At 74.5% G+C, this 13,331-nt stretch carries 12 protein-coding genes and 1 pseudogene; 5 read left to right on the top strand and 8 right to left on the bottom strand.

All coding sequences use genetic code 11. The features are described from left to right. Nucleotides 1–50 precede the first annotated feature (50 nt). A complete protein-coding gene (locus IE305_RS04500) occupies nt 51–1,637 on the top strand; it encodes an MmgE/PrpD family protein (RefSeq protein ID WP_190128018.1) in 1,587 nt (528 codons plus the stop codon). Between the two features lie 36 nt (nt 1,638–1,673). On the opposite strand, the gene IE305_RS04505 is transcribed toward IE305_RS04500, so the two are convergent. Beyond that, nucleotides 1,674–2,351 carry a ScbR family autoregulator-binding transcription factor gene (locus IE305_RS04505; RefSeq protein ID WP_190128019.1) on the bottom strand — a complete coding sequence of 226 codons (678 nt, stop codon included), beginning with the start codon at nt 2,349–2,351 and terminating at the stop codon, nt 1,674–1,676. Nucleotides 2,352–2,509: 158 nt separating this feature from the next. Between IE305_RS04505 and IE305_RS04510 the strand changes: the two genes are divergently transcribed. Then, entirely contained in the window at nt 2,510–3,607 is a 1,098-nt protein-coding gene (locus IE305_RS04510) for a ScbA/BarX family gamma-butyrolactone biosynthesis protein (RefSeq protein ID WP_190128020.1), read from the top strand. A 7-nt stretch (nt 3,608–3,614) separates the two neighbouring features. Here the strand turns inward: IE305_RS04510 and IE305_RS04515 are convergent, their stop codons facing one another. After that, on the bottom strand, nt 3,615–4,223 hold the full coding sequence (locus tag IE305_RS04515) for a TetR family transcriptional regulator (RefSeq protein WP_190128021.1): 609 nt from the start codon (nt 4,221–4,223) through the stop codon (nt 3,615–3,617). A gap of 122 nt (nt 4,224–4,345) precedes the next feature. On the opposite strand from IE305_RS04515, the gene IE305_RS04520 reads away from it, so the two are divergent. Continuing rightward, nucleotides 4,346–5,497 carry an acyl-CoA dehydrogenase family protein gene (locus tag IE305_RS04520; RefSeq protein WP_229890519.1) on the top strand — a complete coding sequence of 384 codons (1,152 nt, stop codon included), beginning with the start codon at nt 4,346–4,348 and terminating at the stop codon, nt 5,495–5,497. Nucleotides 5,498–5,549: 52 nt separating this feature from the next. Then, nucleotides 5,550–6,050 (top strand): annotated as a pseudogene (locus IE305_RS04525) (HAD family hydrolase); the annotation flags it as partial. On the opposite strand, the gene IE305_RS04530 reads toward IE305_RS04525, so the two are convergent. From IE305_RS04530 to IE305_RS04555, 6 genes are all read right to left on the bottom strand, one after another. Next, nucleotides 6,044–6,961: an alpha/beta fold hydrolase gene (locus IE305_RS04530; protein ID WP_229890521.1), complete on the bottom strand. Its 918-nt coding sequence runs from the start codon at nt 6,959–6,961 to the stop codon at nt 6,044–6,046. The pseudogene IE305_RS04525 and the gene IE305_RS04530 sit on opposite strands and share 7 nt — an antisense overlap. 102 nt (nt 6,962–7,063) lie before the next feature. After that, entirely contained in the window at nt 7,064–8,521 is a 1,458-nt protein-coding gene (locus IE305_RS04535; RefSeq protein WP_190128024.1) for an MFS transporter, read from the bottom strand. 57 nt (nt 8,522–8,578) lie between these two features. Continuing rightward, a complete protein-coding gene (locus tag IE305_RS04540) occupies nt 8,579–9,790 on the bottom strand; it encodes a cytochrome P450 (protein WP_190128025.1) in 1,212 nt (403 codons plus the stop codon). A 108-nt stretch (nt 9,791–9,898) separates the two neighbouring features. Then, nucleotides 9,899–10,603 (bottom strand): TetR-like C-terminal domain-containing protein, encoded by a 705-nt coding sequence (locus IE305_RS04545; RefSeq protein ID WP_190128026.1) that lies wholly within the window; start codon nt 10,601–10,603, stop codon nt 9,899–9,901. Nucleotides 10,604–10,639: 36 nt separating this feature from the next. Next, entirely contained in the window at nt 10,640–11,251 is a 612-nt protein-coding gene (locus IE305_RS04550; RefSeq protein WP_190128027.1) for a TetR/AcrR family transcriptional regulator, read from the bottom strand. Nucleotides 11,252–11,407: 156 nt separating this feature from the next. Next, entirely contained in the window at nt 11,408–12,142 is a 735-nt protein-coding gene (locus IE305_RS04555) for a TVP38/TMEM64 family protein (protein WP_190128028.1), read from the bottom strand. Nucleotides 12,143–12,320: 178 nt separating this feature from the next. On the opposite strand from IE305_RS04555, the gene IE305_RS04560 reads away from it, so the two are divergent. Continuing rightward, a complete protein-coding gene (locus IE305_RS04560; RefSeq protein WP_190128029.1) occupies nt 12,321–13,319 on the top strand; it encodes a GTP-binding protein in 999 nt (332 codons plus the stop codon). The last annotated feature ends 12 nt before the right edge of the window (nt 13,320–13,331 follow it).

The raw sequence follows: 13,331 nt of genomic DNA on the forward strand, positions 1-13,331 counted from the left end.
ACCGCTCCCTTTCCCGTCTCCTCCCGTCCCTCCCCAAGGGGTGTTGCAACATGGCCGGCCCAACTGGTGATGTCCTCCGTACCGATCTCGTACGGGCCCTGTGCGAGCAGTGGGGGCTGCCGCCGGGCCGGCCCGCCGCCTCCTCCGCGCCCTGGACCTCCGACCCGCACGCCACGCCGCTGGCGCAGCTGTCCCGGTGGGCCGCCGGGCTGCACGCGGACGACATCCCCTGCCGCGTCCTCAAACTCGCCGCCAGCCAGGTGCTGTCGCAGGTCGCCTCCATACGCGCCGGCCTGGAGCACCCGCTGGGCCGGATGCTGATCTCCGCGTTCGGCCACCCCGTGCAGAGCGACCCCCGGGCCGCCGCCGGCGTGCTGGCCGCCCTCGGCTCCTGGCTCAACCTCGACGACACCGCGTACGCCGGCCACCTGTCCAACTCCACCGTCGCCGTGCCCCTCGCCTACGCCTACGCGCGCCGGCTGGACGGGCTGTCGCTGCTCACGGCGGTGGTGGTGGCCAACGAGTGCGCCGCCCGCATCACCGCCGCCGCCACACTGGGCCCGCTGCGCGGCCAGAGCGCCGTCCACACCCACCTCGCCGGGGCCGTCGCCGGCCGCCTCTACCTGGAGCGGGCCCCCGCCCCCCTGTGGGAGAACGCCTTCGGCCTGGCCTTCGCCATGCCCAACTGGCCGCTCATGCGCGCCTTCCTGGCCAGCGACGCCCGGCTCTTCAACACCTTCACGCCGGTGCGCACCGCGATGGACGCGTGCGACGCCGCCGAGGCCGGGCTGCGCGGCGCCTCCGACATCATGGAGCACCAGGACGGCTTCCTCGCCCGCTTCGCCACCGTCCCGCTGCCCGAGGTCATCACCGAGGGGCTGGGCCAGCGGTGGCACACCGAGACCCTGTCGTTCAAGATGCACCCCGGCGGCCCCGGCATCGACGCGGCCGTCGACTGCGCCATGGAGATCCACCGCGCCATCGGGCCGGTGCACCCCGACGACGTCGAGGAGATCGTCGTCGAGGCGTCCCTCTACACGCTGTTCGCCGGCCGCCGCGCCGCCCGCTACGTCACCGGTCCCGGCTCGCCGCTCGGCGCCCTCGTCCTCGACGTCCCCTACCCGGTCGCCACCACGCTGCTGACGGGCGAGTTCACCGTCGACGACTTCTCCTCGCCGCGCGTCGACGAGCGCCGCCGCTGGCAGCTGGCGGACCGGGTGCGGCTGGAGCACGACGCGGAGATGACGCGGGAGCTGTTCCGCTCCGAGGCGCCCTTCGGTGAGGCCGTCCGGGAGGCCGGGCCGCTGGCCACGCCCTGGCTGCGCGACTTCGGCGGGGACGAGCTGGTGGAGCTGGTGGGCGAGGCGGAGCCGGTGGAGCGGGACTTCTCCCGCTCCACCAAGGCCACCGGCGCCCGGGTCACCGTGCGCCTGACCGACGGACGCACCGTCAGCCGCGAGCGTCTCATCCCGGTCGGCGCGGCCGGCCCGGACACCCGCGCGCGCCACTCCCAGCTGGTGCGGGAGAAGTTCCTGTCGGTCGGCGGCCCGTCGGAGGTCGCCGACTCGGTGGGCCGGCTGCACCGGATGCGGGCGCGCGGCGTGCAGCGCTGGGTCGAGGCCGCCCTGATGGACTAGCCGCCCGGAGGGCGGGCCGCGCGCCCGGGGCCGGTGCTACCGGCCCACCGGCTCGCGGGCGGCCCGCTGCTGCCGCGGGAGGTAGAGCACCGCGTCCAGGACCTCCTGGGTGCGCTCGACGACGTCCGAACGGTCCTCCAGGACCCAGGAGATGTGCTGGGCGCCGAAGACGGCGGACACCAGCACCCGGGCGAGCGCCTCCGGCGTCGCGCCCTCGGGCAGCAGCCCCTGCTCCAGGCCCTGCTGGAGCAGGCTCGCGATGAGGTCGGTGAAGCCGACGTAGGGCAGCGGCATGTCGACGCCGATGTACTGACGCTCGATCTGGAGCCGGGCGCCGGCCTGGGTGATGGGGTCGTCCCGGAACGAGGCGGCGGCGCGGCGCAGCAGGTCGGCCACCTTGTCGACCGGGTCCTGGTCCTTCTCCAGCGCCGGCCGCATGGTGTGGGTGAGGTACCGGTAGAACTCCTCGGCCACGGCGAGGGCCAGCGCCTCCTTGCTGCCGAAGTGGAAGTAGACGGCTCCCTTGGTCATGCCCGCACGGTCGGCTATGTCCACGATCGTGACGTTGGGGAAGCCCCGTTCGGCGAAGGCCGCGGCGGCGGCCTTCAGGATGACGGCGCGGGTCCGGATGGCGCGCTCCTGCTTCAGCTGCGGCACTCCCTTGGCCGCCGGCGATGCGTCACGCCGTGTCTGTCGGTCGCTGTCGACCTTCATGGTCACTCCCCACTTGCTCTTGCGGTGCCTCGCTGTGCACGACCTTCATCCCCGCCCCTTGTAATATACCTTCCGAAAGGTATATTTATTGAGCGCACCCTGACTGTTCGAACGTTGGTCCGTAGCGTGACTTCTCGATTCTGGGCGGGGGAAAAGACATGTACCAGCGCTCTGCCGTACCGGTGGATGGTGTCAGCACCGAGGGCGATCCGGCAATGACGTCCACCACTCGATCCACAGGACTCTCCTTCTTACAACCCGTCTCGCGGCAGCTGGTCCACCGGGCCGCCGTGGCCGAGGTGTTCGTCACCGACGGCATCCGCGAGGACGACGGGCGCTTCCTCGTCGCGGCCCAATGGCCGCGCGACCACGCGCTCTACCACCCCGACGACCACGGCCTGGCCGATCCTCTGCTGCTCGCGGAGACGATCCGTCAGGCCGCCTTCTACCTGGCCCACGCGGAGTTCTCCGTGCCGCAGGGCCACCCCTTCGTGGCCCGCGGTCTCGACTTCGAGATCACGGACCCGGAGGCCCTGCGGGTCGGCCACGCCCCGCAACTCGTCTTCCTGGAGGCCCGCTGGGCCTGGGAGGACCTCAGACCGCCCCGCCGCTACGACTTCCGGCTGGAGCTCAGCCTGGTCGTCGACGGGCGTCCGTGCGGCCGGGGGGGCCTGCGCGGACTCGCCGTCCCGCCGCGGAGCTACGCCCTGCTGCGCCGCAGGTCCACCGACGCCGCGAGCGTGACCGCCGCCGCGGCGCGCCTGGCCGGTCCGGGCGGGCCCCGGACGATGCCGCCGCATCAGGTCGGCCGGCTGCGCTCGAAGGACTGCGTGCTGGAGGCGGGGGAGCGGCCCGGCGAGTGGCTGCTGCGGCCGCCGCTGGACCACGCGATCCTCTTCGACCACCCCACCGACCACGTCCCGTTCATGGTGATGCTGGAGGGCTTCCGGCAGCTGGGCCACCTGCGGACGCACGGCGGCTCCGCGGCGCCCGGCGGCCCGGAGGCGTACACGCTCACCTCCGTGGATGCCGAGTGCGGGGCGTTCGCCGAACTCGACGAACCGGTCCGGCTCGTGGTACGCGAGGAGACCCGGGTCGACGGCCCGGACGGCCCGGTCCGGCTCGTCCTGGACGCCCTCCAGGGGGACGCCGTGGCGTCCTCGGCCCGTACGGTGTGGAGCCCGCGGCCCGTGGCGGCGGAGGCCACCGCCGGTGCGCCGGCCGAGCCGGTGCCCCTGGGTGCCGCGCGCTCCTGACGCTCGATCAGGCGCCCGGCCCGTCCTGGGCGCCGTGGTCCAGCAGTGCGGAGCTGAGCACGTCCCACATGGCGTGCACTCTGCTGCCCAGCCCTTCCTGCCCGCAGGCCGTCGTCGTGTAGTGCGTGCCGAACAGCACGGCCACCACGAGATCGGCGACGGTCTCCGGCGGCAGGGACGGGTGGAGCCGGCCCGCGTCCTGTATCTCGCGCAGCAGGGCGCGGGTGTCGCGCTGGATCCCGTCCAGCACCGGGGGCGGGCAGCCGTCGGGGCGCGGCATCTCGGCCGTCAGCCGCAGGGCCGCGCGCACCCGGACGTCCTTCTCGAACAGGTCGGCCAGCGAACGGACCAGTGAGCCGAGCCGGTCCACCGGTGGTGCGCCCGACTGGCGGGCATGGCACAGGAGGTCGTCGGTCACCGTCTCGAAGTGGTGCTCCAGCACCCCGGCGAGCTCCTCCTTCGAGGAGAAGTGGCCGTAGACGGCGCCCTTGGTCAGGCCCGTGCGGTCGGCCACGTGCTGCAGGTTGGTCCTGGCGTAGCCCTTGAGGGCGAACTCGCTCGCCGCGGCGTCCAGGACCCGGTCGTACGTACGCAGGGCCCGCGCTTGTTTGGGCAAGACGCCCTCCCGGAAGAGAGATCGGACTGGTGGTCGGCAAGCAGTCCACCGATAGAACATACCTGCATGAAGGAATTATAGTTCCCCGCCGAGGAGTTCACTACATGTTCCAGGCCCCTCACATGCCGCGTAACACCGAGGTCGAGACCCATGCACCGGTCACCTTTCCGCAGATCGCCGCCCTCTCGGCGGCGGCCGACGCGGTGGCCGCCGAGGAACGCCGCCGGCTGCACCCCGCCACCGCGCAGGCGCTGACCGAGGCCGGCTTCTGCCGCTACTTCGTGCCCCGCCGCTGGGGCGGCTCCGAGGGCGGCTTCCCCGAACTCGTCGCCGCAGTGACGGCGGTGGCCGTCGCCGACGCCTCCGCCGCGTGGTGCGGCGCCCTGTGGGCGACCCACAGCCGCTTCGCCGCCTACCTGCCCGAGCGCGGCCAGCACGACCTGTGGTCCCGGAGTCCCGACGTCCGTATCGCCGCCGCCGTCAACCCCGCCGGCACCGCCGCACCGCGCGGCGACGGCTGGGTGCTGAGCGGCGAGTGGCAGTGCGTCAGCGGCGCCCACTTCGCCGAGTGGGCCCTGCTCGCCGTGACCCTGCCCACGCCCGAGGGCCCCGCGCCCTGGCTGTGCGCGGTGCCCGCGGCCGACTTCGCCGTCCGCGACTCCTGGGACAGCACCGGGCTGCGCGGCACGGGCAGCCACACCGTCGTCGTGGAACACGCCGTCGTCCCCGCCCACCGTGCCTTCCCCCTCGCCGAGTTGTTACGCGGGGCCGGCGGACCGGGCCGGTCGCGCTGCCACAGCGTGCCGGCGCTCCTGGTCAGCGGGCCCGTCTTCTGCGCCACCGCCCTGGGCGCCGCCCGGCACGCCCTGGAGGTGTGGGCGGCGTGGGCCGCCGCCCGCGGCCGCAGCGGCCGGGACCCGGGAGGGCTGCACCGCACGCTCACCCGCTCCGCCGGCGACATCGAGGCGGCCCAGCTGCTGCTCCAGTCGGCCGCCGTGCGCGCGGAGACCGGCGTCGTCACCGAGCGGACCGTGGCGAGCAACCAGCGCGACGCGGCGGCCGCCGCCCACCTGCTCGTCAAGGGGGTCGAACGGCTCTTCCGCGCCGCGGGCGTGCACGCCTGCGGCGACAGCGAGCTCCAGCGCTGCTGGCGCGACGTGCACACGGTCGCGGCCCACCGGGCGCTCAACGCCGACGCGGCGGCCGCCGCGTACGCGAGCGCCGTCCTCGCCGAGGCGGACGCGGCCCGGGAGGTGTCCCTTGCCGGTGCGTGACCACCTGGTGTTCTGCGACGTCGACGAGACGCTCATCACCTGCAAGGGGCTCGTGGAGTTCCTGCACTACTACCTCCGCGAGCGGTACGGGCCCGCCGGTGCGGACCGCGCCCTCGCGCTGGACGCCGAGATGCGCGCCCGGGCCGCGGCCGGCGAGCCGCGCGACGCGCTCAACCGCTCCTTCTGCCGCGTCTGGCGGCGCGAGCCCGCCGCGGAGGTGGGCCGGCTGGCCCGGCGCTGGTACGACGAACGGGTCGCCCGCGGCGGCTTCTTCGTGGAGTCCACGCGCGAACGGCTGCTGCGGCACCGGGCCGACGGAGCCGTGATCGCCCTGGTGTCCGGCTCGCTCCCCGAACTGCTGGCCCCCGTCGCCGAGGCCGTCGGCGCCCGGCACGTCCTGGCCACCCGGCTGGAGCGGTGCGGGCCGGTCTTCACCGGGGAGCTGCGGGGCCGGCCGGTCATCGGCGAGGGCAAGCGCGCCGCCGTGCGCACGCTGCTGGCCGCCTACCCGCACGTCGACCCCGCCGACTGCTTCGCGTACGGCGATCACGTCTCCGACCTGCCGATGCTGACCGAGGTCGGCCGGCCCGTCGCCGTCGGCGACTGCCCCGAGCTGCGCGAAGCGCTCGCGCGGTGGGAGGACGAGACGGCGAACGCCCGCAGGTCCTCGGCCAGCCGCCCCGCGTGCGTGGCGAACAGCGCGTGCGCGGCGCCCTCGTACCGTACGAACCTCGCGTCCGGCAGCAGCGCCGAGGTGGCCGTCGCGCACAGCGCGTAGGGCGCGCCCTGGTCCGCGTCGCCGTGCACGATCAGGGTGGGCACGTCCACCGCGGCGACCTCGGCCCGCTGGTCGGTGCGGAAGAGCGTGCGGTAGATCTCCAGGGCGGCCCTCGGCGAGCAGTCGAGGGCCAGGCCCGTGATCCACTGCCGCAGGGCGGGGGAGAGTGCCGCCCCCGCCGCGTCCGGCCCCTCGCCGAAGAAGCAGCCGGCCTGGTCCGCCACGAACGCGGGCCGGTCGCCGGCCATCGTGGCCAGCGCCTCCTCGAACCCGGCGGGCTCCAGCCCGCCGGGGTTGTCGTGCGTGCGCATCATCAGCGGCGTGGTGGAGGCGACGAGCGCGAGCGCGCCGACCCGGCCGGTGCCGTGCCGGGCCAGGTACCGCACGGCCTCGCCGCCGCCGCAGGCGTAGCCGACCAGCACGGCGTCGCGCAGGTCGAGGTGGTCGAGGAGCGCGGCCAGGTCGTCGGCGAGCGTGTCGTAGTCGTAGCCGTGCCAGGGCCAGTCGGAGCGGCCGGTGCCGCGCCGGTCGTAGGTGATGCAGCGCAGGCCGCGGGCGGCGAGGTGGGGGGCCTGGAACTCCCACATGCGGGAGTTGAGCATGGCGGCGTTGAGGAGGACCACGGGGCGGCCGGTGCCCCAGTCGTTGTAGAAGAGCCGGGTGCCGTCGTGAGGCAAGGTGATCATGGGCATGACAAGCTCCGGCGGGGAGGGAACGGGTGCGGGTACGGGAGCGGGGGTCCCGGCCGGACCGTCGGCCGGGACCCCCGCGTTCCGGGGCCGCGGCGCTCAGGCCGCGGCGCGGCGCCGCAGCAGCTGCATCAGCGCGGCGGCCGTCACACAGAACACGGCCAGGGGGATCAGCGCCACGTCGAAGGCGTGCGGGTAGTCGGCGGGCCGGGCGGCCGCACCCAGGACGGGGAAGAAGACCGTGCCCGCGACCGACACGCCGATGGCCGCGCCGCCCTCCTGGGCGGTGTTGAGCGCGCCCGACGCCGAGGCCGCGTGCTCGGGGTCGACCCCGGACAGCACCACGTTCGTCAGCGGCCCCGTCGTCATGCCCATCCCCGCACCGGCCACCACCAGCGAGGGCACCAGCCACAGCACCGACGCGGACAGGCCCGACACGGCGACCGTCAGCCCGACGAGGCCGTACCCCACCGCCAGCGTGAGCGTGCCGACCGTCGGCAGCTGCTGCCCGAGGCGGGCACCGAGCTTCGGGGAGAGCAGCACGGAGCTGCCGAAGAACCCGGCGCCCAGGGCGAAGAACAGCAGGCCCGACTGGAGCGGGGACAGGCCCCGGCCCTGCTGGAGGTAGAGCGCCAGCAGGTAGAAGAAGGAGCCCATCGCCAGGAAGTACGCCAGTGTGGCGGACAGGCCCACCGAGAAGCTGCGCACCCGGAACAGCGAGAGGTCGATCAGCGGGCTGCGCCCCTGCCGGCCGCGCCGCGCGAAGTGCGCCACGGCCAGGGCGAACAGCACCGCGCCGGAGCCCAGGGCGGCCCAGCTCCACGCCGGCCAGCCGTCCTCGCGGCCCTGCACCAGCGCGTAGACGACGAGCACCAGCGCGGCGGTGGTCAGCAGCGCGCCCAGCAGGTCCAGCCGCGCCCCCTCGGCGCCCCGCGACTCCGGGACCGTACGGGCCGCACAGGCCAGCGCCACCGCACCGATGGGCACGTTGATGAGGAAGATCGACCGCCAGTCGAGGCCCGCGACGTCGGCCGTGATGAGCACGCCACCGATGACCTGGCCGAACACGGCCGCCTGACCGACCACCAGGCCGTAGACGGTGAACGCCTTGGCCCGGCTGGGCCCGGTGTACACCGACCCGATGATGCCCAGCACCTGCGGGACCATCAGCGCGGCGGACGCGCCCTGCGCGATCCGCAGCGCGATCAGGGCCTCGGCGGACGGCGCGAGCCCGCAGCCGGCCGAGGCCAGCGTGAACAGCGCGAGGCCGAGCATGAACATGCGCCGGCGGCCGTAGAGGTCACCGATCTTGCCGCCGGTGATCATGCCGGCGGTGAAGGCCACGCCGTAGCCGACGATGACCATCTGGCCCTGTGCCGCGGTGGCGCCCAGGTCCTCCTGGATGGAGGGGACGGCCACGTTGGAGATGAAGTAGTCGAGGACGGTGATGAAGGTGCCGGTCATCACCACGGCCAGGGCGCCCCACGAGGGGCCCCGGTTCGTCGCCGCGGGCTCCGCCGCGACGGCGGTGGCGGGCGTACGCGTGTCAGTGCTCATCCGCTGGTCTCCTGCTGAGGGAGCTGAGAGGGGGGAGGGGAGAAAGGGCGGAACCGGTCACCAGGCGACCGGCAGGTGGGTGACGCCGTGGAAGACCGTGCCGATCCGGAACAGGCTGTTGGGGTCGTCGGTGTCCAGGCGCAGCGTGGGGAAGCGGCCGAACAGACCGCGCAGGGCGAGGTCCATCTCCAGCCGGGCCAGCGGGGCGCCCTGGCAGAAGTGCGGCCCGTTGCCCCACTGGAGGTGCTTGCTGGTGTCGCGGTCGACGTCGATGCGGTCCGGGTCGGGGAAGACGGACGGGTCGTGGTTGGCGGCGGGGATGGAGATGACCACGGCGTCGCCGACGCGCATCGTGACGCCGCCCAGCTCCAGTTCCTCCGTCACCAGGCGCACGATGGCGTCCTGCGAGATCGACCAGTAGCGCATCGACTCCTCGATGTACTGCGGGACGAGCGCGCCGTCCCCGGCGAGCACCTTCGCGCGCAGCGCGTCGTCCTTCAGCAGGGAGAGGATGTTGAGGGCGATCTGGTTGGTGGTGGTCTCGTGGCCCGCCACCAGCACCAGGCGGGCGATGCCCACGAGTTCGTCCAGGCCGATGTGGCCCGTGGCCATGTGGTCGTGGGCCAGCCGGCTCATCAGGTCGTCCTGCGGCTCGGTCAGCTTGCGCGTGGCGAGCTCGCCCAGGTAGGCCGTCATCTCCGTGTACGCGGCGTACGACCGCTCCGGGTCGCCCTGGGCGATGGTGACCTGCGTCTTCTCGATGAACCAGGGCGAGTCCTCGTCGGGCACGCCCAGCAGCCGCGCGATGACGAGGGTGGGCAGCTTCCGGGAGAACGTGTCGTGCAGGTCGGCCCGGCGGCCGTCGTGCGCGGCCAGGTCGTCGAGCAGGTCGTCGACGAGCCGCTGCACGGCCGGGCGGAGCGCCCGGACGCGGCGCGCCGTGAACTCGGTGGCGATCATGCCGCGGAGCCGGCCGTGCTCGGGGTCGTCCATCCGCAGGAACGAGCTGGGGCGTTCGCCCGGCGGCAGCTGGATGCGCACCGGCGCGTCCGGCAGCAGCTCGTCGGCGCTCAGCCGCGGGTCCTTCAGGGCCTGCTTGACGTCGGCGTGCTTGGTCACCAGCCACGCCCTGCGCGACTCCGCGGCACCGGCCGGGAGGCGCACCGCACACGGCGGGGCCTCTCTCAGTTCGGCCAGGACCGAGGCCGGGCAGCCCGAGACCGTCCGCGGGAACGGCCAGTCCAGGACGGTCCGTTCGGCTGCGAGCATCACTTGTCTCCCTCACGAGAAAGCCGTTGTGATGCCCGAGTGTGGGAGATCGTACTGACGGCCCGCTGACACGCGGCGGCGGCCGGCCCGGCCGGTCCTTTTCAGGCGTTACGCACGCGGCAGTCCGGCGAACTCGCCCATGGCGGCGGTCGCGTGACCGAAGAAGGCGGCGGGATCGGCGGCCACGCCGGCGATGTGCCCGTACACCTCGAAACCGACCATGCCGTGCAGCTGGGTCCAGACGACCAGCAGGCGCGCGATGGTGGTGTGCGACAGCCCGGCCAGCAGGCCCCCGGCCAGGTTCTCCACGTTCTGCCGCATGCCCTCGGACAGCGGCTCGCCGCCCTCGTCGGACAGGACGCCCTGCTGCTGCGCGTCCCGCAGCACGGCGACGAGGGCGAGCACGGTGCGGGCGCCCGCGGCCATCGTCTCCGGCGGCGCGCTGTAGCCGGGCACGGGCTGGCCCCAGATCAGGGCGTACTCGTCGGGGTGGGCCAGGGCCCATGTGCGGACGCCGCCGCAGATCGCGGTCCACCGCTCCAGCAGCCCGGCGCCGCCGGCCGCGGCGGCCCCGGCCGCCGCCTCGGCGCTGTCGCTCATGGCGTTGTACGCGTCGAGGACCAGCGCCGTCAGCAGCGCCTCCTCGTCGGCGAAGCGCTGCCGCACCGCGTCGAGGTCCTGCCCGGCGCCCTCGGCCACGGCCGACAGGTCCAGGTCGACCTCGCGCCGCAGGGCGAGCCGCCGGACCGCCTCCTCCTTCACACGGAGGGCGATCGCGTCCTTGGGATCGTTGGTTAAGTTCTGCTCCGTCATGCGGGCACTCTCTCAGACCCGGTGCGAGCCCGTCGATCACCTGGCCGAAAGCGGACGGCCGGGCGGGACGCCCAACTCCCAGTCCAGCCCGTACCGCTGGAACAGCTCGGCCCGCAGCCGCTCCACGGGCATCGGCGCGCCCGGCAGCAGCACCGCCACCACCGCGCCCATCAGCAGCGCGCGCAGCAGCCGGTAATCGGTCTCCGCGTCCGCGGCGCCGTAGCGGTCCACCGTCTCGCGCAGCAGCTGCGCCAGGCGCTGCTGCTCGGGGCACTGGATGAAGCCCTCGGCGGTGAGGATGCCGGCCATGTGCGTCCGCATCAGCCGCGGCCGGTCCACGGCGAGCCCCAGGACGGCGTCGATGGCGCGGGCCAGCAGCTCGCGCCCGTCCTCCGTGCGCGGCTCCCGCTCCAGCGCGGCCGCCAGCCGCAGGTGCATCAGGCGGTGCACGGCGGACTGCAACAGCTGGCGCTTGCCCGGGAAGTAATAGGAGATCAGCCCGCGCGCAGCGCCGGCCCGGCCGGCGATGTCCGCCAGCGTCGTCGCCTCGTACCCGCGCTCCTCCACCAGTTCGACGGCGGCCTTCAGCAACCGCTCGCACGAGCGGCGGCGCAACTCCTCGTTCACCTCTGCGCTGCGGGGTGACATGGGTTCGGCTCCTGCGTTGACTGGCTCCGGGCCAATATACTCAGGACGGCGACCGGCCGTCCGCCCCGTCGGGCGGTGCCCCGGTGCGTCCGCCGGTGTCCGGGTCATACGGGGGATGGCCCGGCCGCCGGCTGTTCCCGGCCCCCCTCAGCCCCCTCAGCCCTCCTCGGTGGCCTTCCGGCCGCGGCGCAGGAGGTTCTTCGGGAGGCGGCCCTTGCGGCGCCAGGCGACGATCACCGCCGCCGCGCCCGTGACCGCGAGGAAGCCCGAGGCCGCCAGGAACGGCAGCGACGTCGGGGACGTCGCGTGGCTGCCGGCGATGACGTACGCCGCCGTGTTCGGTGCCGTGCCCACCCCCGTGGCCAGAAGGAAGGAACCCCAGCCCATGCGGGAGACCGCCGCGCAGTAGCTGATCGCCGCGAACGGCAGGCCGGGGAAGAGCCGCAGGGCCAGCATCGAGCGGAAGCCGTGCCGGCTCAGCTGCCGGTCCGCCGCCCGCAGCCAGCGGCCGCGCAGCAGCGGCCGCAACGCGCTCTGCCCCAGCAGCCGGCCCAGGCCGAAGGAGACGCCGGAGCCCAGCACCGTCCCCACCACCGCGGCCGCGGTGCCCATCGGGGCGCCGAACAGGGCACCCGCGGCCACGTTCAGCACCGGCCGCGGCACGAACGCCGCCGTGCACAGCCCGTACGCCGCCGCGAACACCACCACCGACGCGGCACCCGGCTGCCCCGCCCACCCGTCGGCGAGCAGCCGCTCCGGGCGCAGGGCGATCACTGCCACCACCGCGCCGCACAACAGGACGGCCAGAACACCCAGCCGCACCCACGGCGAGAGCAGTGCACGGGCACGACGCCCGGTGGGTCCGGGAGGCGGCACGGCGGTATCCAGCATCGAAGGAGCGTAACCGACACGGCCCCCTGCCCGGGCCGATGTCGGCGAGCCGCAACCGGACACTCGACGAACGGCCTCTTCCTGTTCGGCCACGCGGCCCTTGCGCAGGGCCGCGGAACGCCGCAGGCCGGAGCGAAAACCGGTCGATCCCGCGGCGGCGGTGAGCGAGCATCGGGGCGTGAAGCCGCAGGCGTACGTACGCACCAAACCGCACCTCAACATCGCCACGCTCGGGCCCGCCGGCCACGGCAAGACCACGCTCACCGCCGCCGTCGCCCGGCTCCTCGGCGCCGCACCGCCCGCCGGCCCCGCCGCCCTGCGCACCGAGTACGAGACCGGGACCCGCCACTACGCCCACGCCGACGTGCCGGGGGCCGCGCGGCAGCTGCCCGCGCTCGACGGTGCCGTCCTCGTCGTCGCGGCCACCGGCGGCGTGCCACCCGGGACCGCCGAGCACCTGCTGCTCGCGCACGCCGCCGGGGCCCGTCACCTCGTCGTCGCCCTCACCCGGGCCGACGAGGCGGGGCCCGGCCGGGTCCGGACCGCCGAGCAGGACGTGCGCCGGCTGCTGGCCGCGCACGGTTTCGACGCCGTCCGTACCCCCGTCGTCCAGGTCTCCCCGCACGCCGTCGCCTCCGTCCAGGCCCTGCTGGACGCGGTCGACACCTGCGTCCCCACGCCCGTCCGGTACACGCAGGCGCCGTTCCTGCTGGCCGTGGAGGACGCCGCGGACGGCACCGTCACCGGCGTCCTCGAACGCGGCACGCTGCGGCCCGGCGACCGCGCCGCCCTGACCCCGAGCGGCCGCACCGCCACCGTCACCGCCGTGCGCACCTTCGGCAAGACGCTGGAGGCCGCGCAGGCCGGCGACGTGGTGACGGCGACGCTCGGCGGGCCCGCCGCGGCGGGACTGCGGCGCGGGGACGTGCTCGCCGTGCCCGGCAGCATCGTCCTCGCCCGGGGTTTCACCGCCCGCGTCCACCTGCCGGCGCCCCCGCGCGGCCCCCTGCGTCTCCAGCTGCGCACCGCCATGGTGCCGGGCACGCTGACGCCCGGCGACGCCGGGACCGCCACCGTGGCCCTGGGCCGGCCCCTCCCGGTCGAGGAGGGCATGGCCTTCGCCGTGCGCGGCGAGGCCGGTGTGCTGGGGCACGGGACGGTGACCTCGGTGCCCTGAACCCGTACGAGA

This window comes from Streptomyces mashuensis (assembly GCF_014654785.1).
Classification (GTDB): domain Bacteria; phylum Actinomycetota; class Actinomycetes; order Streptomycetales; family Streptomycetaceae; genus Streptomyces; species Streptomyces mashuensis.